The following is a 17,581-nucleotide window of genomic DNA, read 5'->3' on the forward strand; positions in this document are numbered from 1 at the left end:
CGGGCTCACCCGCCCAGCCGGCTCAGGCGCTCGCCCACCTGGGCGGCGGGGGGCCGGTCGAGCGCGTCCACCAGCACGCCGTCGGCGAGCAGCAGCACCCGGTCCGCGTATCCGGCGGCGACCGGGTCGTGGGTCACCATCACGCAGGTCTGTCCCTCCCGGTCCACCCCGGCGCGCAGCAGCGCGAGGATCTCGTGGCCGGTGGCCCGGTCGAGCGCGCCGGTCGGCTCGTCGGCGAAGAGGACCCGCGGCCGGGAGACCAGCGCCCGGGCGATGGCCACCCGCTGCTGCTGCCCGCCCGACAGCTGTCCGGGCCGGTGCCGTTCGCGTCCGGCCAGCCCGACCCGGGCGAGCGCGTCCCGCACCCGGTCCCGGTCGGGGCGTTCGCCGGCCAGCCGGCCGGGGAGTTCGACGTTCTGGGCGACGGTCATCGCCGGCATCAGGTTGAACGCCTGGAAGACGAACCCGACGCGGCTGCGCCGCAGTTCCGCCAGCCGCCGTTCGGGCAGCCGGGAGATCTCGGTCCCGCCCCACCAGACGGAGCCGCCGGTGGGCCGGTCCATTCCCGCGAGGCAGTGCAGCAAGGTGGTCTTGCCGGAGCCCGACGGTCCCATCACCGCCGTGAACGTGCCGGGCGCGAGCGCCACCGACACCCCGTTCAGCGCCCGTACGGCCGCGCCGCCCCGCCCGTACAGGCGGTGCAGGTCCTCCGCCCGTGCGACGGCTCCCGTCCCGATGTCCTTCGCCGTTTCGATCATGTACTCATCCTCGGCGGGGCGGGGGCCGGCGGGCGATGGTGCCCGCCCCCGAACCGGGGGTTCGGTTTCCCGAACCCCGTCTTCCCTCCGGGGGCGGGAAAGGCCCTTCCCTACACCGCCGTCGTGTCCCCGGTCGGCTCGGGGCGCGCGGCCCGGTCGTGCCGGGCGGCCTCGGCGGCGGTGAAGGAGGAGACGAAGGTGAACGCGCGGGGGGTCGGGCCGTTCGCCCGCAGGTCCGCCAGGCGTTCCAGGGCCTCGTCGACGGTCGGGAGGTGGCCGGCGGGGACCCACCAGAGCACCATGTGCGCCTCGACGTGCCGCTCGAACCATTCGCGGCGCCGGCGCATCGCCTCCAGGTGGCCGCTGCGGTAGGTGAAGTCCCGCAGGGCCTCCTGGGACTCCCACACGGTCAGGTTGACGATGACGTCGTCGCCCGCCGGGCGCAGGGCGGTGGCGTCGTCCGCCCCGTCCCCCACGAGCCGCCACACGAAGCCGGGCGCGGCGTCGGCGGCGGCGTTGACCGGGTCGAGCATCTCCACGAACGGCGCGATGCGCGGGTCGTCGAGGGGGTGGAGGAGCTTGGCGACGTTCAGCTGGGCGAGGTGGGCGGAAGGCGTGGATGCGGTCATGGCCTCATCCCAGCACGGCCCGCTTTTCTATGTCAATCGACATTGTTTTTAGAACTCTCGACCACCACGCAGCACTCCCCCGGCCGGGCGTCCATCCGGGCGCGAAGGGGTCCGTCCGTCCCCAGCAGCCCCTCCAGCAGGGCGAGGTTCATGCCGCAGACGAGGGGCGGGAAGCGTTCGGCGACGGCGTGGAAGGGGCAGTTGCGCATCCGGACGACGCCGGCCGCCCCTCCGGCGTCGCCGTCCGCCCGCGCGCCCTCGGCCGCCTCCAGGCGGGGCTCGTAACCGCGGGCGGCCAGCACCTCCATGGCCTCCTCCAGGCTGCCGCAGGGCGCCTCCGGGTCCCGCAGGGCCTCGCCCCGACGGTGGGCGGCCTCGCGGAGTCCGGCGTCCAGCCCGGCCCACTCGGCGGCCTCGGCCAGCAGTTCGGCGGCGGTGCGGTAGTCGCGGGCGGGCAGCGACACCGACCGCTCGGCCCGCGCCCTCGTGTACACCTTGGCGGGGCGGCCCGCACCCGGCCCCGAGCGGCCCGTCAGGCGGCGGCTGCCGCTCTCCAGCAGCCCGGCCCCGGCCAGCCTGTCCAGGTGGTGCGCGGCGAGCGTGCGGGCCACCCCGACCGCCTCGGCGGCTTCGTTGCGGCCGACCTCCCGACCCTGTGCCACCACGTACTCGTACAGGCGTCGCCGCACCGGATCCTGCAGCATCGCGATCGCGTCAATGTCTTCCACTCCGACATTCTATGAACAATGCGGATCGGAGATAGAAGGCCGGGGCTCCCGCCCCCGGAGCGGTACGACCCCCGGACGGGGCGGCCCGCCGCCCGCGCGCCGGTCCGGGCGGTCGCGGGCGGTCGCGTACGGTCGCGGGCGGTCGCGGGCGGGAATACGGCGCGCCCGTCCGCCGTTCCTCCCCCGTACGCAGGTGCCGCCCACGCCCAGGTGGTCGAGAGCCATGACCCGTGCCCACCGCGCCCGCCGCGCCACCGCCGCCGTGGCGGCCCTCCTCGCGCTGCTCGCCGGCTGCGCCGCCGCCTCCGGGACGGGCGCCCCGACTCCCCCGGACTCGGACGCCGCCCCGCCGAAGCCCGCGCCCACCGCCGCCGCGTCCCCGCCGGCCCGTACCGCCGAGGCGCCCGAACCCGTGGCCGCGGCGCCCACCCCGCGCCCGCGCCCCGCCGAACTCGACATCCCCTCGATCGGGGTGACGGACCTGCGCGTCGTGCCGTACGAGGGGAAGACCGACGACCGGGCGGGCACCCGCATACAGGACCGGGGCGTCGCGGCCAGCCCGTACGGGAAGCACGGCGGCGTCGGCCCCGGCGACATCGGCAACTACCAGGTGACCGCGCACCGGCTCTCCGCCGGGGGCCCGCTCCGCGACCTGCCCGACGTCGACGTCGGCGACCTCGTGCGCGTCACCGCCGAAGGCACCACGTACACGTACCGGATCGTCGAGACCCGCACCACCTCCTTCCGCTCCGACCGCTCCCTCGCCGAACAGCGGGCCGCCGTCCCCGGGGAGCCCGGCGAACGGCCCACCCGCGCCATGATCACGCTCTCCACCTGCGCCACTCCGGAGGACGACGCGGCGGGCAACTTCTGGCGGGACGCCCAGGGCAACCCCGAGCACCGCATCGACAAGATCGGCGTCCTCACCACGACCCGCCCGGCGGCCGGCGCCGGCTGAGCCGCCGGCCGGGGCCGGTCACGGCCCCATCCCGCCGCGGCCGCGGTGTCGGTGCGCTGAAGTATTCTTCCCGGCACCGCACACCGACCAAGAGGACCAAGAGAATTGACCGGCCTGCCTGCCTTCCCGCTGCCCTTCGAAGCTTCCCGTTCCGCGTTGTACGCCCAGCCCCGGACCCTGCGGGAGCTCCAGATGATGCGATGCAGCGCGCACATACGGGCCAAGCCGGACTGGTTCGACAAGAGGAACGACGACGACATCGTCGCCACGTGGACGCGGGAAGCGGTCGCCCAGGGCCTCACCGAGGCCCAGGTCCGGTACGTCCTCGCCGAACTGGCGCATTACGCCGCGCTGCGGGACGGGCGGACCGGCATCGAGGTGTCCGCCGTCGACGGGGTGTGGCAGTCGGACACCCTGATCGACGACAAGCTCGGGGCCCGGCTGCGCGAGGCGGTCCGGGTGCTGGAGGAGGTCCCCGAAGCGGAGCGGGACTGGCACCCCGGTTCCGACGGCCAGGTGCTGGACCTGGTCCACCCGTCCCTGTTCTGCCTGGTGCGCGAGGTGAGCGGCGCGCCCGAGGAGGCGTGGCGGAACCCCACCGACCGCTACTCGAAGCACGAGTTCTCGGAGAGGTTCCAGTGGCTGCCCACGGACGTCGACGTCAGTGACGACGGCGAGGTCGCCTTCCGTTCGTACGTCAACAACGTCCACCCCGAGGCCCATCACGAACTGGCCGCCGTCCTGCCGGACGTGTTCGCGCGCTTCCGTCCGCTGCTGGAGAACGTGCTCACCGACCTGCGCCACCCGCGCCCCCTGCGGATCGAGGCCGATCCCTACGGGTGGTACGACTCGGAGCCGGAGTACCCCGACGAGGACGACTTCGACGACGACAAGGCGTACGAGGAGGCCGTGCTCGCCCATGAGGCGGCGATGGACGACTGGTGGGAGAACCGCCGCCCGGTCGTCCCGGACGCGCCGGACTTCACCCCGCCCCCGGTGCCCGACGCCGCGGACCGGATCGACCTGCGCGGCCGCGGGCTCCAGGTCATCGTCAAGCTCGCCACGATCCACCTCACCCCGGAGAAGCCCGAGTACGCCGGGGGTTCCTGGCACGTCGAGGGGATGCTGAACGAGCGGATCGTCTCGACGGGGCTCTACTACTGGGACAGCGAGAACATCACGGAGAGCCGTCTCGGCTTCCGTACGGTCGTGGACGAACCGGAGTACGAGCAGAGCGACGACAACGGCGTGCGCGAGGTCTACGGCCTCGAGAACGAGGGCGCACTGAACCAGGTGCTCGGCTCGACCGCCACCCCGGCGGGCCGCTGCCTCGCCTTCCCCAACGTGCTCCAGCACCGCGTCGATTCGTTCCGCCTCGCGGACCCGACCCGGCCGGGGCACCGCAAGATCCTCGCGTTCTTCCTGGTCGACCCGTCGACGCGGATCGTCTCGACGGCCGACGTGCCGCCGCAGCAGCCCTGGGCCGAGACGACGACCATGACGCTCGACGAGGCCAAGGCGTACCGCGAACAGCTCATGCGGGAGCGCAAGTTCTTCGTCGACGAGCACAACGAGCAGCTCTACGAGCGGGAGTTCTCGCTCTGCGAGCACTGACCCCTGCCCGCCGGCCGGCGCCGGCGGGTCCGCGCCCGGGTTCCGCCGCCGGAACGGCGGCCGGCCCGGGGACGGACCCGCTCGGCCCGCGGTCGCGTCCCTCCGCCGTCAGCAGGGGATGCTGAGCGTCATGCTGGAGCCCTGGTAGTGGGTCTCGTAGGCGTTCTGCCAGGTGCCGTTGACCATTCCGGAGTACCGGTACATGGTCACGCCCTCGTCCGAGACCCACTCGCCCTCGTAGGTGAAGGTGACCTCGTACGAGCGGATCTCGCTGTCCCAGACGTCGCCGCACCCGGTCGACGCGGCCGCGCCGCCGGCGCCTCCCAGCACCAGGCCCAGCCCGAGAAGAGCGGACGCGACGACGCCGAGCGACGTGGTCTTGAGCTTCATGTCTCCCCCTGTGGTCGGCGCCCGGAGCCCCCTGCGCCGGGCGCCCGTGGAACGCACCTCGGAGGAATCGGCTCCGGGACGGATCATTCACGCCACACGAAGGAAGGAATCGGACATTCCCGATTGTTCCGCGGGGGTGCGCTGCCCGCCGCCCCGGGAAGGGGCTTCCGGGTCAGGCCCTCCAGGCGCGGAGGAGGCCGCTGATGCGCGCGGTGGTGGTCCGGGGGGCGTAGAGCTCCTGGGCGAGGGCGGTGAGCTGGTCGCGGGTGGGGGCGGCCGGGACGCCGGCGGCGTTGAGGTACGTGACGGCGACGGCGCAGGCGACCGTGAGGTGGGAGCGTTCCAGCCCTCGGCAGCGGCCGAGGGGGTGGACGAGGGCCGCGGCGCGGGCACAAGGGCCCGTCGTGGACGGGCCGGTCGAGGAGTCCGGCCTGGTGACGGGCGACGGCGGCCAGGGGGACGCCGAGATCGTCGGGAGCGGGGTCGGCCCGGCCGGGCGGGGGAAGGGGCGCTCTCCCCCGCCCGTGCGCGCGCCTCACGGCGCTTCCGGTCAGGGGCGGGTGGCCGCGACCTCCCGCTTGAGGATCTTGCCGGTGGCGCCCTTGGGGAGGGCGTCGAGGATCCAGACGATCCGCGGGTACTTGTAGGCGGCGAGCCGGCCGCGCACGAACTCCCGCAGTTCCTCCGGGGTCGCCCCGGTCCCGGGGCGCAGCGCGACCGCGGCGGCGACCTCCTCGCCGAGCACGTCGTCGGGCAGTCCGATCACGGCGGCCTCGGCGACGGCGGGGTGTTCGTGGAGGACCTCCTCGACCTCGCGGGGGTAGACGTTGTAGCCGCCGCGGATGACGAGGTCCTTCTTGCGGTCGACGATGGAGTAGTAGCCGTCCTCGTCGACACGGGCGAGGTCGCCGGTGTGCAGCCAGCCGTCCTTCACCGTCTCGGCGGTCGCCTCGGGGCGGCCCCAGTACCCCTTCATGACGTTGTGGCCGCGCACGCACAGTTCGCCGACGCCGTCGACGACGTCCGTCAGCCGCATCTCGACGCCTTCGATCGGCGTGCCGACCGTCCCGGCCTTGCGCGGGCGGTCGGGGTGGTTGAAGGAGGCGACGGGAGAGGTCTCGGACATGCCGAACCCCTCCAGGAGCGGGCAGTCGAACGCCCTCTCGAAGCCGTGGAGGACCTCGACGGGCAGCGAGGCGCCGCCGGAGACGCACAGGCGCAGGGTGGATACGTCGTACGCGCCGGGCTCCTGGACGTGCGCGCCGAGCAGGGCCGCGTACATCGTCGGCACGCCCGCGAACACGGTGACCCGGCGCTCCTGGATGGTCCGCAGCGCGAGGGCGGGCTCGAAGCGGGGAAGCAGGGTGAGGCGGGCGCCGACGGTGACGGCGGTGTTCATCGCCACGACCAGGCCGAAGGTGTGGAACAGCGGCAGGCAGCCCAGCACGTTGTCCGCGGCGGTCAGGGCGAACAGCGAGCGGGCGGTGATCTCGGAGTTGCGGCCGATGTTGGTGTGGGTGAGCTCGGCGCCCTTGGGCAGGCCGGTGGTGCCGGAGGTGTAGAGGATGACGGCGGTGTCCTCGCCCGCGCCGACCGAGGCGGTGACCGGCACGGTGTGGTCGGCGAGCAGCCCGGTCAGCGCGCCGGCCCCGATCGGGACCACCGTGGCCCGCGAGTCCGCGGCGGCACGGCCCGCCTCCACCTCCCCGACGAGGGAGTCGTGGGCGAACACGAGCACCGCGCCCGAGTCCTCGAGGTAGTGGGCGATCTCGCGGGACTTCAGGAGCGGGTTCATCGGGACGACGACGGCGCCCGCGCGCAGCGCGCCGTAGAAGAGGGCCGGGAACTCCAGCAGGTTGGGCAGCATGAGGCCGACCCGGTCGCCGGGCGTGACGCCGCGGGCGGCGAGCATCGCGGCCGTCCGTCCCGCGAGTTCGTCGAGCGCCGCGTACGTCAGCGACGTGTCGCCGAGTTCGACGGCGATGCTCGGACCGTGCTGGGCCGCGCCGCGGCCGAGGAGGTCGGAGAGGTTCATGAGGATGTCCTTCTGAAGGGTGGGGCGGAGGAGAAGGAGGTGCGGCCGGCGGAGGTCAGCCGCGCAGCGCGGAGGCGAGGACGCCGGGCAGCTTCGCGAGGGACGGGGCCGCGGTGAAGAGGGTGACCCGCTTCAGGGTGGTGACGCCGGTGCGATGGGTGACGAAGTGGGGCGGGCGCGGCGACAGCGACGGCGAGCCGGTGAACAGGCCGCGGGGAGCGGGGGCGAAGGGCGCGCGCAGGACGGTCTTCTCTATGTCGTCGTCGGCCAGCATGAAGGCGTTGTGGACGAAGCCGATCCCGCTGCCGATGGCCCGGCGGGTGTGGCCGGGGTGGGCTCCCCACGGGGTGTGGCCGAGGAGGAAGCCGATCGCGGACCAGCAGTTGACGCCGATCGTGCCGTACCGCAGGCCCGCGACGGCCGCCTCGACCGCGGCACGGTGTTCCTTCTCCGTCTTCGGGTGGACGAGGAGCGTCGCGCCGAGGGTCCCCGGGAGGCGCTCGTCGGCGAAGGCGACGGCCTCGCGCAGGAAGGCGTCCGGGGTGGCGCCGGGGAGCCGTACGACGCCCAGCGCGCTGCCGAACACCTCGTCGGTCAGCAGCACGTCCCGGCCGTCCGCGACGGGGACGTCGGGGACCAGGAGCCGGCGGTCGTCCCCGCCGTGGGCCTCGGCCTCCGGGTGCGCCGCCCGCACGGCCGCCAGACGCCGGTCCGCGCCCGGGTAGTAGTCGGTGCGGGCGGGCAGTTCGCGCAGGATCCGCCGGATCTCGGCCAGCAGCCGTTCGGTGCCGTCCCAGGCGCGCGGGAGCACCAGGATCTGGCTGGCGACGCAGTTGTGGCCGGAGTTGTTCATCTTGCTGGTGACGATGTGCTCGGCCTGGAAGCGGAAGTCCGCCGCGCTCCACGGGCCGGGCACGACGACGCAGGGGCTGACGCCGCCGAGTTCGCTGCTGAACGGCTTGGTGTTCAGCGGGGTGTCCGCGCGGCGGCGTTCCCCGGCCTTCTCGTCCGTGCCCCAGACGATGGCGTCGTGGGTGCGCTCGCTGCCGGTGACGTGGATGCTGTCCACGCCCGCGTGCGCGGCGAGGTGGGCGCCCTCCGGCGCGCCGCCGTCGACGAACCGCACCCAGCCCCGCTGGACGAACTCGCCGAAGACCCGCTCGAAATGGGGGCGGAGGTAGGCGTTGACCGGGTTCATCTTCGCGAGGACGACCTGGCCGTCCACGTACAGCTTGTGCAGGACGTCGAGGGCGGTGATGGCCGCGACGTTGCCGGCGCCCAGGACCAGGGCGACGCCCGGGTCGGCGGGCCGGCCCCGGTACGCGGCCGCCGCCCGGCTCCGCACCCCGGCCGCCGTGGTGCCCGGCCGGGTCCGCACCTGGGCGGTGAACCCGTTGAGCAGCAGGCCGTCCCAGCCGGTGGCGGGGAAGACGTCGACGACCGTCCGCCCGTCCCGCTCCCGTACGGCGCGGACGTCGAGCGGCTCCTTGCCGGCCGCGATCCGGCGCAGGACCTGGAGGTAGGCGCTCGCGGTCCGGGCCAGTGCCCACGGCGCGCCCGCCCAGTCCTCCGCCGCCCAGGGGGAGTCGGGGGCGTAGCCCTTGGCCCGGGCGCACGCCGCGACCATGTCCTCGGCCGCGTCGGCGATCCGCGGCAGAAGGCGTTCGAGGAGCCCGATGCGTTCGGGGAGCGGGGTGGCCGCCCAGGTGCCGGCGCCTTCCCGGAGTTCGGCGACGGCGCGGTCCAGCGCTTCGATGTCGAGGATGAGCGGGGTCATGGGCGGGGCTCCTTGGGCGGGGCGGGAACGGGGGCGGGGGGAGGTGGGGCCGGTACGAAGGCGGTCGGCCGGCCGCGTCAGGCGCCGGCGCGGGGCGCGTCGCGCGCCGGGTCGATGAGGGCGAAGGCGGCGACGGCGCCGAGCAGGAGCAGGACGCCGGACGCCACCGTGGCGTTCTGGTAGCCGGCGGCGCCCTGGCCGTCGACCATGCGGCCCACGACGACCGGGGCGATCAGGCCCGCGGTGGTCACCACGGCGTTCATCGTGCCGAGGGCGCCGCCGCGCCGGGCGGCCGGGGCGAGTTCGGCGACGGTGGTGACCGCGACGGTCGCGAAGGCGCCGCCGAGCCCGCAGCCGGCGACGACCAACGCCGTCCGGGCACCGGTGCCGTCGGTCAGGGGTACGGCGAGGAAGCACAGGGCGCCCAGGAACAGCATCCCCGCGCCGACGCGTCCCCGCGCCCAGCGGCTGCCCACGCCGCGGCGCATGAGCCATCCGGTGAGCGCGGCCTGGGCGAGCAGCACGACGGCGCCGAGCGCCCAGGGCACGGCCACCAGTGTGCCGGCGGCCTCGGAGGAGTGGCCGAGGCCGTTCTTCAGGTAGGACGGCAGCCACACCAGCATGAGGGCCACGCACCAGTAGCTGGTGAAGTACGCGGCGGTGGTGCCGATCCAGGTGCGGTTGCCGAGGACGCGCCGGTACGCGGACCGGGCCCGGGCCCCGGCGGGCGCGTGGGCGCCGTCCGCCGGGGCCGCGGCCGGGGCGCGGTCCTTCTCCCGGTACCGGCCGTCCGCGCCGAGCAGGCACCAGGCCACGGCCCACACCAGCCCCACGCCCGCGACCACCCAGAGGGCGGAGCGCCAGCCGTGGTGCTGGATGACCCAGGTCAGGCCGGGGGCGGCGATGATCACGCCCCATGTGACGCCGAGGGTGACCAGGGCGCCGGGCAGATTGCGCCGGTCGTCGGGGAACCAGGACAGCGCGGCCTGCTGGGCGACCGGGAAGGCGGGGCCCTCGGCGGCGCCGAGCACGATCCGGGTGCCGATCAGGACGGCGAGTCCGCCGCCGAGCGCGGCGGGCACCTGGGCCACCGACCAGAGCAGGGCCATGATCAGCAGCAGCCACTTCAGGGACACCCGGTCGGCGAGCAGGCCCACCACGACCGCGGCCACCGAGAACAGCAGGAAGAACGCGCTGTTCGCCAGCCCGAAGTCGGTCGCGGACAGGCCCAGGTCGGCCCGGATCTCGTCGGCGGCGAGGCCGAACACGGCCTTGTCCGCGAAGTTGATCATCATGAAGACGACGAGCAGGCCGGTGACGATCCAGGCGCGGGCGCCGGGCTCGTGGGCCGCCCGCGCGGGCCGGGCAAGCGGCGGTGCGGCCGAGGTGTCGGCGGCGGTCACGGGAACCTCCGGGGAAGGGGGAGGGCGGACGCGGTCGTGCGGGCGCCACTCCGGAAGGGGGAGGGAAAGAAGGAAGGGGGGAAGGGGTGCGGGAGGGGGCGGGAACGGCCGGCGCGCCGCCGGGACCGCCTCGCGTCCCGCCGCTGCCGGGGGCCGACCGGTGCGGGTGTCCGTTCCGCGGGAGCCACCCGGCTCGCGGCGGACACCCGGACCGTGACGGCGCGTCAGGAGAGCGGCACGCCGGCGATGGCGATGCGCTCCATGACCCGGCGCCGCGGGTAGTAGTCGTTGATCGCGTAGTGCTGGACGGCGATGTTGTCCCAGATCGCGATGGAGTCCGGCTGCCACCGGAAGCGCACCTGGTACTCGGGGATGCGGGCCTGGAGCACGAGCGTGTCGAGCAGTTCGCGGTTCTCCTCGTCCGACAGTCCGACGATGCGGGTGGTGAAGGGCTCGTTGACGTAGAGCAGCTTGCGGCCGGTCCGCGGGTGGCGGACGACGACCGGGTGCTCGACGGGCGGCAGGGTCCGCCGGAAGCGGGCGATCTGTTCCTCGGTCATGACGGCGCCCCAGCTGGGCACCCAGTCGTGGACGGCGGTGAGTCCCTCGACGCGGGCCTTCGTCTCCTCGGAGAGGTTGTCGTACGCGGCGCCCATGTCCGCCCACATCGTGTCGCCGCCCTCCGGGGGCACCTCGACGGCGCGCAGGACCGAGCCCAGGGCGGGGGCCGCCATGAAGGAGTGGTCGCTGTGCCAGATGTTCTCCTGGCCCACGGCCATGGCGTCCTTGGCCAGCCGGGAGACGCCGGCGGTCTCGCCCCGGGGGAAAAAGGGGTTCGCCTCCGGTTCGCCCCAGACGCCGGCGAGCGCGAGGTGGTGTTCCGGGGTGAAGCCGCGCTGGTCGCGGAAGAAGATCACCTTCCACTCCAGCAGGGCCTGGCGGAGTTCGGCGGCGAGTTCCTCGCCGATCCGCCCGGTGAGGTCCACGCCGCTGATCTCGGCGCCGATGTGCGGGGTGAGCGGGCGGACCCCGAGGAGGCGGTACTCGGCGGACGGCGCGTCGGGGGCGGTGCGCTCCAGAACGCGCCGTCCGTAGTGCAGCAGGGGCTTGTCGAGGACGGGCCGGGGGGTGGGAGCGGGCATGGCCATGGAGTACCTCCGCGGTGACGACGGTGGCGTCGGTGACGACCGGGAATTCATTACCGGGAGTATCGATATTCGGATGGGCGGGGGCAAGGGGTTCGCGCCTCTGGATTTCGGCGGCCCCCGTGCGGGCGGTTCTCCGTCAGTCCCGCGCGGACACGGCGCGGGAGACGAGTTCGACCACCGTGTCCACCAGCGTGGCGTCGGGCGGTGCCATCTCTCCGACCAGGCGGAACACCAAGGGCGCGGCCACCATGGTGGAGACCGCGCGCACGTCGATGTCCGGCCGGACGTCGCCGCGGGCGATGCCCCGTTCCAGGATGTTCCGGGTCTCGCTCATGACGCGGGCGGAGTAGTCCCCGTACGCGCTGCGCACGGCGCCGGCCTCGGCCGCCGCCCCGATGACGGCGGCCATCAACCGGTCGATGCCCGGGGCCCGGTACGCCTCCAGCCGGGTTTCGAGCACGACCCTCAGCTCGGCGCGGAAGTCCCCGAGGTCGGGAACGGACAGCGGGCCCACGCGCGACTCGGCCGCCGCGATCAGCAGGTCCTGCTTCGTGGGCCAGCGCCGGTAGATGGCCGGTTTGCTGGCCCCCGCCCGCCGCGCCACCGCGTCCATGGTGACGGCGGCCAGCCCCTTCTCCGCCACCAGGGCGACCACCGCGTCCAGCACCGCGTGGTCGACCCGCTCCTCACGGGGCCGCCCCGGCCCCCGACCCTCGTCCCGCACCCGCTTCCCAGCCATGCCCCGAGCCTACGGGCTCACCCGCCGCCCGGGCCGAGGCGGGCGGCGACCGGACGCGCCGTGCGGCTCCACGCCGCTCGGCCTACGCTGAGGGGGTCGAGCGGCGCCGTTCCGAGCGGCGGAGGCACAGATGGCGGACGAGAAGCCCCCCGGTGGGGCATCGCGCGGCGATGACGGGCCCCCTTCGGGGCCGCCGTCCGGGCCCTTGCGGAGTCAGGTGCCCCAGGCGCCTCCCCCGAGGAGACGGTGGATCGTCGCGCTGGTGATCGCCTGCGGGGTGGCCCTGGCGGTGGGGATCGCGGGGATCCTGGCCGGGACGGGAGCCTTCGACGGCCCTTCGGAGGGCGGCGGGGGCCCTTCTCCGGCGATCGCGTCGCCGTCGCCGTCCGGACCCGCCGCCATGTCCGCGTCCGCCACGCCCGGCCCCTCGTCGCGCGCCCCCGGGGACCGGGCCACCACGGCCCCGGCTTCCGGCACGCTGGCCTTCGGTCGGACGCGGGCGTACGAGGACGGGCTGGAGGTGACGGTGTCGGCGCCGAGGCCGTTCACTCCGTCACGGGGCGCGGCGGGGCACAGCCCGGGCAACAGGGCCGTGGTCCTGGACGTGAAGGTGCGGAACGGCAGCGGCGATCGGATCGCCCTCGACGGCGTGGTGGTGCGGGCACGGGACGGGGAGGGCCGGGAGCTCTCGGCCGTCTTCGACGCGGAGCCCCCGCCCGTGCTCGGCCTCCACGGAGCCCTGCTGCCCGGCCGGCAGGCCGTGGCCTCCTACGGGTTCGACCTGCCGGCCACCGCACGCTCCGCCCTGGAGGTCGAGGTCAAGGTCGGTTTCGACCAGGACTCCGACTTCTGGAGCGGCCCGCTGCCCTGACCGCTCCCTCCCGCGCCTTCCCCACCGCCCCGGCGGCGGGGAAGGACGGACCATCACGGGCGCAGGACGCGAACCGTCCCGCGGGGCCGGTCAGGTGACGCAGCGCCAGGTGGTCTCCGGCAGCAGGGAGAACGTGGTGAATCCTCCGAAGCTGATGAACTCGCCGGGGTGGACCACCTTCTTCGTCCCGCCGTAATCCCGCTTCGACCACACGCACCAGTCGTTCTGGGTCCTGTTCTGCATGGTCTCGCCGCCGTCGGGCAGGCCGACCCGGCCGGTGTCGTCGGTGCCGTTCACGAGCCGGGCCATCGGCGAGTTCGGTGGACTGCCCTCCCACAGGCAGAAGTTGTTGGCCGGGCAGGAAGCTGCGGCGCTCTCCGTGGCCGACAGGGGGATCAGGGCGATCGCGGTGGTGAGTGCCATCACCACACGGTGCGTGACCGTTGCGCGCACGTGCGCTCCTCCTTCTGTTGCCGAGTGGTACCGATGCTCCCGAAGGACCACACACCGCACAATCACTCACAAGGAGGACCATCCGCGACGGGGCGGAGGCGGCGCGGGCACGTCCGCGCCCACCGGGCCTCGGCGTCGAGGGGGCGCTCAGCGCGCCGGGGCGGTGCCCCGGAAGGTGCGCCGGTACGCCATCGGCGAGACGCCGATCGCGGCGTGCAGGTGCTCGCGCAGGGAGGTCCCGGTGGCGAAGCCGACCCGTCCGGCGATGTCGTCGACGGGCAGGTCGGTGGTCTCCAGGAGGTGCTGGGCCCGGGAGACGCGCTGCTGGATCAGCCAGCGGCCGGGGCTCGTTCCCACCTCCTCGTTGAACCGGCGCGCGAAGGTGCGCAGGCTCATCCGAGCATGGGCCGCGAGCTCCGTCAGCGTCAGGGGCTCGTGCAGGTTCTCCAGCGCCCACTGGCGGGTGGCCGACGTGCCGTTCGCGTTCTCCGGGAGCACCGGGCACTCGATGTACTGGGCCTGGCCGCCCTCCCGCCACGGCGGCGCGACGCAGGCCCTGGCCACGTGGTTGGCGACGGCGGTGCCGTGGTCCCGTCGCACGAGGTGCAGACAGACGTCGACGCCGGAGGTGGCACCGGCCGAGGTCAGCACGTCCCCGTCGTCCACGAACAGCACGTCCGGGTCCAGGGCCACCCCCGGGTACCAGGACCGGAAGACGTCGGCGACGGCCCAGTGGGTGGTGGCGGGCCGGCCGTCGAGCAGCCCGGCGGCGGCCAGGACGAAGGCGCCCGAGCAGATCGACACGATCCGCGCCCCGGGCCGTACGGCCGCGAGCGCCTCGCCCACCCCCGGCGGCAGTTCGCGGGAGAGCCGGGAGACGTCGAAGGGCGGCAGCAGCACCGTGTCCGCCGTCGCGAGCACCTCCGGCCCGTGCTCCACCGAGACCGAGAAGTCCGCGTTCGTGGCGACGGGTTCGCCGTCGACGGAACAGGTCAGGACCTCGTAGCGGTCCTGGAGCGCGCCGAACACCCGGCTGGGGATGCCGAGTTCGAAGGGGTACACCCCGTCCAGGGCGAGGACGACGACACGGTGAACGGTCATGGCAGGATCCCGTCGGAAAGTGGCCTTCATGCCATGGTACGGCTCCGGCGTCCCGGGCGAGGCTGGAGCACATGACGAACCACGCCACCATGCGCGCCATCAGCCAGGACACCCACGGCACCCCCGAGGTGCTGAAGGAGGTCGTCCTGCCGCGGCCCGCTCCCGGTCCGAGCGAGATCCTCGTCGCCGTGCGCGCCGCCGGGGTGAACCCGACCGACTGGAAGCACCGCGCCGCCGGCATCTTCCTGGACCGCATGCCGCTCGTCCTCGGCTGGGACGTGTCCGGCGTCGTCGAGGCCGTCGGCTTCGGCGTCACCCTGTTCAAGCCGGGCGACGAGGTCTTCGGGATGCTGCCCTACCCGCACGGGGTCGGCTCCCACGCCGAGTACGTGACGGGGCCCGCCCGCGCCTTCGCGCGCAAGCCCGCCGGCATCGACCACGTCCAGGCGGGCGCCCTGCCGCTCGCCGCCCTCACCGCCTACCAGGCGATCGTCGACGCCGCCGCCGTCCGCGCCGGACAGCGCGTCCTGGTCCACGCGGCCGCCGGCGGGGTCGGCCACCTCGCCGTCCAGATCGCCAAGGCCCGCGGCGCGTACGTCGTCGGCACCGCCAGCGCCCCCAAGCACGACTTCGTCCGTTCCCTCGGCGCGGACGAGGTCGTCGACTACCGCACCACCGACTTCCGCGACGCCGTCCGGGACGTCGACATGGTGCTGGACACCCTTTCCGGCGACACCCGCGTCCGTTCCCTCGACGTGCTGCGCCCCGGCGGCATCCTCGTCTCGCTCCTGCCGGGCACCGACCCCGACGAGGCCGCGAAGGCGGCGGCCCGCGGGGTCCGCGTCGAGACCCTCCTCGTCGAGGCCGACCACACCGGCATGAACGCCGTCGCCGACCTGGCCGCCGCCGGCACCCTCCGGGCCCACGTCGAGGCCGTCTTCCCGCTCGCCGACGCGGCCAAGGCCCACGCGCTCGGCGAGACGGGCCGCACCACCGGCAAGATCGTGCTCACCGTCTCCTGACGCGGCCCGCGGCGGTTCCGGCGGTGCCGCACCGGCCCCGCCGGAACCGCCGCTCCCCCGGCCGGCGTCAGCGGCTCAGGTTCCGGAACCGCCTCACCGCCAGCGGGAAGAACACCGCGGTGAGGGCCACCGGCCAGGCCACCGCGAGGAGTCCCGCGTGGGACGCGGCCCAGGAGCCGCCGTCCGCGCCCGGGTTGCCGAACAGGTCGCGCACCGCGGTGGCCGTCGCCGACATCGGGTTCCACTCCACGACCGCGCCCAGCCAGGACGGCATCGACGCGGGCGAGGCGAGGGCGTTGGAGAGGAAGCCGACCGGCCAGACCAGGATCTGCACCGCCTGCACCAGCTCCGGCTTGCCCGCGACCATCGCCAGGTGGATGCCGACCCACAGCATCGCGAACCGCAGCAGCAACAGCAGGCCCACCGCCCCCAGGGCGGAGGCGGGCCCCTCGTGCCAGCGCCAGCCGAGCGCGTGGCCGACCGCGATCATCACGGCCAGGCCGATCGCCGACTGCAGCATGTCGGCGACGCTCCGTCCGACCAGGACCGCGCCGGAGTTCATGGGCATCGAGCGGAACCGGTCCACGACCCCCTTGTCGAGGTCCTGGGTGACCGAGAGCATCGTCGACTCCAGGCCGAAGGCCATGGTCAGGGTGAGCATGCCGGGCACCAGGTAGTCCTTGAAGTCGCCGTCGACCCCCCGCCCGCCGCCGATCAGGTACCCGAACATCAGCAGCATCATCACCGGGAAGACCAGGCCGACGACCACCTGCACGGGCCGGCGCGCCCAGTGGGCCAGTTCGCGCCTGGTCATCGTCCAGGAGTCGGCCACCGCCCACCCCAGCCTCGAACCCGTGCCGTACTCCGTGCTCACGCCGTGGGTCGTGCTCACGCGGCGGCCTCCTTCGTCAGGTGGATGAAGACCTCGTCGAGCGTCGGCCGGCGGACCGCGATGTCCTCCGCCTCGATGCCGGCCGCCTCCAGCGCCCGTACGGTCCCGGTCAGCGCGGCCATCCGGTCGGCGACCGGGGCGCTGACCCTCCGCCGGTCCTCGTCCACCCTCGCCCCGCCGGGCAGGAGGGAGGCCGCGCGGGCCAGCTGGGCCGGGTCGCGCAGGACCACGTCGATGCGGTCGCCGCCCGTCCTGGTCTTCAGCTCGTCCGCCGTGCCCTCCGCGATGACCTTCCCGTGGTCGATCACCGCGATCCGGTCGGCCAGCTGGTCGGCCTCCTCCAGGTACTGCGTGGTCAGCAGGACGGTCGTGCCGCCGTCCACCAGCGAGCGCACCGCGTTCCACACCTCCGTGCGGCCGCGGGGGTCGAGTCCGGTCGTGGGCTCGTCCAGGAAGAGCACCCGCGGGCGGGAGATGAGGGAGGCGGCCAGGTCGAGGCGCCGCCGCATGCCGCCGCTGTACTGCTTGACGGCCTTGCGGCCGGTGTCCGCGAGCCCGAACCGGGCCAGGAGCTCGTCGGCCCTCGCGCCGGCGCGGCGCGCGCCGAGGTGGTGGAGGCGGCCGAACATCTCCAGGTTCTGGCGGCCGCCGAGGTCCTCGTCGACGGCGGCGTTCTGGCCGAGCAGCCCGATCCGCGCCCGCACCTCGGCGGCCCGGGTCCGCACGTCGAGCCCCGCCACCTCGACGCGGCCCTCGTCGGGGCGCAGCAGCGTGGACATGATGCGCACGGCCGTGGTCTTGCCGGCGCCGTTCGGCCCGAGGATCCCCTGGACGGTCCCGGCCCGGACCGTGAGATCGAGGCCGTCGAGGGCCTGCTCGTCCCCGTACCTCTTGCGCAGCCCCTCGACGACGATCGCCTGATCGCGGTCAGACAAAGCACTCTCCCTCAGTCACTGATCAAACTTGACTAGTGAGGGACGGTACGACGCTCCGCGCGACTAGTCAAACTTGAATAGTAAGAGGAGGCGTCCGGGCCCCCGCCCACTGGTCACACTTGTACAGT

The 17,581-nt window shown here is 74.2% G+C and carries 18 protein-coding genes and 1 pseudogene; 4 read left to right on the plus strand and 15 right to left on the minus strand.

Translation table 11 applies throughout. The annotated features are described in order from the left end of the window. Positions 1–5 precede the first annotated feature (5 nt). The 3 genes from AB0E83_RS17885 to AB0E83_RS17895 form a co-directional block, all read right to left on the minus strand. Positions 6–758 (minus strand): ABC transporter ATP-binding protein, encoded by a 753-nt coding sequence (locus AB0E83_RS17885; protein ID WP_362111994.1) that lies wholly within the window; start codon positions 756–758, stop codon positions 6–8. Between the two features lie 110 nt (positions 759–868). Then, positions 869–1,387, minus strand: a complete 519-nt coding sequence (locus AB0E83_RS17890) for a DUF3291 domain-containing protein (protein WP_362111997.1) — start codon at positions 1,385–1,387, stop codon at positions 869–871. 32 nt (positions 1,388–1,419) lie between these two features. Then, a complete protein-coding gene (locus AB0E83_RS17895) occupies positions 1,420–2,115 on the minus strand; it encodes a transcriptional regulator (RefSeq protein ID WP_362112000.1) in 696 nt (231 codons plus the stop codon). 223 nt (positions 2,116–2,338) lie between these two features. On the opposite strand from AB0E83_RS17895, the gene AB0E83_RS17900 reads away from it, so the two are divergent. After that, positions 2,339–3,073, plus strand: a complete 735-nt coding sequence (locus AB0E83_RS17900) for a class E sortase (protein ID WP_362112003.1) — start codon at positions 2,339–2,341, stop codon at positions 3,071–3,073. A 105-nt stretch (positions 3,074–3,178) separates the two neighbouring features. Then, the gene (locus tag AB0E83_RS17905; protein ID WP_362112006.1) at positions 3,179–4,687 is read left to right on the plus strand and encodes a DUF4246 domain-containing protein; all 1,509 of its coding nucleotides are present in this window, start codon (positions 3,179–3,181) and stop codon (positions 4,685–4,687) included. A gap of 108 nt (positions 4,688–4,795) precedes the next feature. Here AB0E83_RS17905 and AB0E83_RS17910 read toward each other — a convergent pair whose 3' ends face one another. The 8 genes and pseudogenes from AB0E83_RS17910 to AB0E83_RS17945 all read right to left on the minus strand — a co-directional run bounded on the left by AB0E83_RS17910 (position 4,796) and on the right by AB0E83_RS17945 (position 12,596). Then, entirely contained in the window at positions 4,796–5,077 is a 282-nt protein-coding gene (locus AB0E83_RS17910) for a hypothetical protein (RefSeq protein ID WP_362112009.1), read from the minus strand. A 172-nt stretch (positions 5,078–5,249) separates the two neighbouring features. Next, a pseudogene (locus tag AB0E83_RS17915) lies at positions 5,250–5,616 on the minus strand (fic family toxin-antitoxin system, toxin component). 11 nt (positions 5,617–5,627) lie between these two features. Next, a complete protein-coding gene (locus tag AB0E83_RS17920; RefSeq protein ID WP_362112012.1) occupies positions 5,628–7,112 on the minus strand; it encodes a long-chain fatty acid--CoA ligase in 1,485 nt (494 codons plus the stop codon). A gap of 55 nt (positions 7,113–7,167) precedes the next feature. Further along, positions 7,168–8,889: an aldehyde dehydrogenase family protein gene (locus AB0E83_RS17925; protein ID WP_362112014.1), complete on the minus strand. Its 1,722-nt coding sequence runs from the start codon at positions 8,887–8,889 to the stop codon at positions 7,168–7,170. A 77-nt stretch (positions 8,890–8,966) separates the two neighbouring features. Continuing rightward, a complete protein-coding gene (locus tag AB0E83_RS17930; protein ID WP_362112017.1) occupies positions 8,967–10,292 on the minus strand; it encodes an MFS transporter in 1,326 nt (441 codons plus the stop codon). 224 nt (positions 10,293–10,516) lie between these two features. After that, positions 10,517–11,440, minus strand: coding sequence for a TauD/TfdA family dioxygenase (locus AB0E83_RS17935; protein ID WP_362112020.1), 924 nt, complete (start codon positions 11,438–11,440; stop codon positions 10,517–10,519). A 136-nt stretch (positions 11,441–11,576) separates the two neighbouring features. Next, positions 11,577–12,179: a TetR/AcrR family transcriptional regulator gene (locus AB0E83_RS17940; RefSeq protein WP_362112023.1), complete on the minus strand. Its 603-nt coding sequence runs from the start codon at positions 12,177–12,179 to the stop codon at positions 11,577–11,579. 213 nt (positions 12,180–12,392) lie between these two features. Beyond that, positions 12,393–12,596, minus strand: a complete 204-nt coding sequence (locus AB0E83_RS17945; RefSeq protein ID WP_362112026.1) for a hypothetical protein — start codon at positions 12,594–12,596, stop codon at positions 12,393–12,395. Here AB0E83_RS17945 and AB0E83_RS17950 point away from each other — a divergent pair. After that, complete coding sequence (locus tag AB0E83_RS17950; protein ID WP_362112029.1) at positions 12,580–13,050, plus strand: hypothetical protein; 471 nt, start codon at positions 12,580–12,582, stop codon at positions 13,048–13,050. The two genes, AB0E83_RS17945 and AB0E83_RS17950, sit on opposite strands and share 17 nt — an antisense overlap. Positions 13,051–13,140: 90 nt before the next feature. Here AB0E83_RS17950 and AB0E83_RS17955 read toward each other — a convergent pair whose 3' ends face one another. Further along, a complete protein-coding gene (locus AB0E83_RS17955; RefSeq protein ID WP_362112032.1) occupies positions 13,141–13,473 on the minus strand; it encodes a peptidase inhibitor family I36 protein in 333 nt (110 codons plus the stop codon). Positions 13,474–13,650: 177 nt separating this feature from the next. Continuing rightward, the gene (locus AB0E83_RS17960; protein ID WP_362112035.1) at positions 13,651–14,604 is read right to left on the minus strand and encodes a helix-turn-helix domain-containing protein; all 954 of its coding nucleotides are present in this window, start codon (positions 14,602–14,604) and stop codon (positions 13,651–13,653) included. Between the two features lie 71 nt (positions 14,605–14,675). Between AB0E83_RS17960 and AB0E83_RS17965 the strand changes: the two genes are divergently transcribed. Next, the gene (locus AB0E83_RS17965; RefSeq protein ID WP_362112038.1) at positions 14,676–15,626 is read left to right on the plus strand and encodes an NADP-dependent oxidoreductase; all 951 of its coding nucleotides are present in this window, start codon (positions 14,676–14,678) and stop codon (positions 15,624–15,626) included. 67 nt (positions 15,627–15,693) lie between these two features. On the opposite strand, the gene AB0E83_RS17970 is transcribed toward AB0E83_RS17965, so the two are convergent. Then, positions 15,694–16,440 (minus strand): ABC transporter permease, encoded by a 747-nt coding sequence (locus AB0E83_RS17970; RefSeq protein WP_362112125.1) that lies wholly within the window; start codon positions 16,438–16,440, stop codon positions 15,694–15,696. 74 nt (positions 16,441–16,514) lie between these two features. After that, a complete protein-coding gene (locus AB0E83_RS17975; protein WP_362112041.1) occupies positions 16,515–17,453 on the minus strand; it encodes an ATP-binding cassette domain-containing protein in 939 nt (312 codons plus the stop codon). Positions 17,454–17,581: the final 128 nt, after the last annotated feature.

This window comes from Streptomyces sp. NPDC035033 (genome assembly GCF_040636735.1).
Taxonomy (GTDB): domain Bacteria; phylum Actinomycetota; class Actinomycetes; order Streptomycetales; family Streptomycetaceae; genus Streptomyces.

Coding starts and splice junctions, on each gene's coding strand:
- AB0E83_RS17965 (WP_362112038.1), top strand. CDS start 14,676: ATGACGAACCACGCCACCATGCGCGCCATCAGCCAGGACACCCACGGC.
- AB0E83_RS17890 (WP_362111997.1), bottom strand. CDS start 1,387: ATGACCGCATCCACGCCTTCCGCCCACCTCGCCCAGCTGAACGTCGCC.
- AB0E83_RS17910 (WP_362112009.1), bottom strand. CDS start 5,077: ATGAAGCTCAAGACCACGTCGCTCGGCGTCGTCGCGTCCGCTCTTCTC.
- AB0E83_RS17950 (WP_362112029.1), top strand. CDS start 12,580: ATGTCCGCGTCCGCCACGCCCGGCCCCTCGTCGCGCGCCCCCGGGGAC.
- AB0E83_RS17920 (WP_362112012.1), bottom strand. CDS start 7,112: ATGAACCTCTCCGACCTCCTCGGCCGCGGCGCGGCCCAGCACGGTCCG.
- AB0E83_RS17940 (WP_362112023.1), bottom strand. CDS start 12,179: ATGGCTGGGAAGCGGGTGCGGGACGAGGGTCGGGGGCCGGGGCGGCCC.
- AB0E83_RS17935 (WP_362112020.1), bottom strand. CDS start 11,440: ATGGCCATGCCCGCTCCCACCCCCCGGCCCGTCCTCGACAAGCCCCTG.
- AB0E83_RS17925 (WP_362112014.1), bottom strand. CDS start 8,889: ATGACCCCGCTCATCCTCGACATCGAAGCGCTGGACCGCGCCGTCGCC.
- AB0E83_RS17900 (WP_362112003.1), top strand. CDS start 2,339: ATGACCCGTGCCCACCGCGCCCGCCGCGCCACCGCCGCCGTGGCGGCC.
- AB0E83_RS17960 (WP_362112035.1), bottom strand. CDS start 14,604: ATGACCGTTCACCGTGTCGTCGTCCTCGCCCTGGACGGGGTGTACCCC.
- AB0E83_RS17955 (WP_362112032.1), bottom strand. CDS start 13,473: ATGGCACTCACCACCGCGATCGCCCTGATCCCCCTGTCGGCCACGGAG.
- AB0E83_RS17885 (WP_362111994.1), bottom strand. CDS start 758: ATGATCGAAACGGCGAAGGACATCGGGACGGGAGCCGTCGCACGGGCG.
- AB0E83_RS17970 (WP_362112125.1), bottom strand. CDS start 16,440: ATGACCAGGCGCGAACTGGCCCACTGGGCGCGCCGGCCCGTGCAGGTG.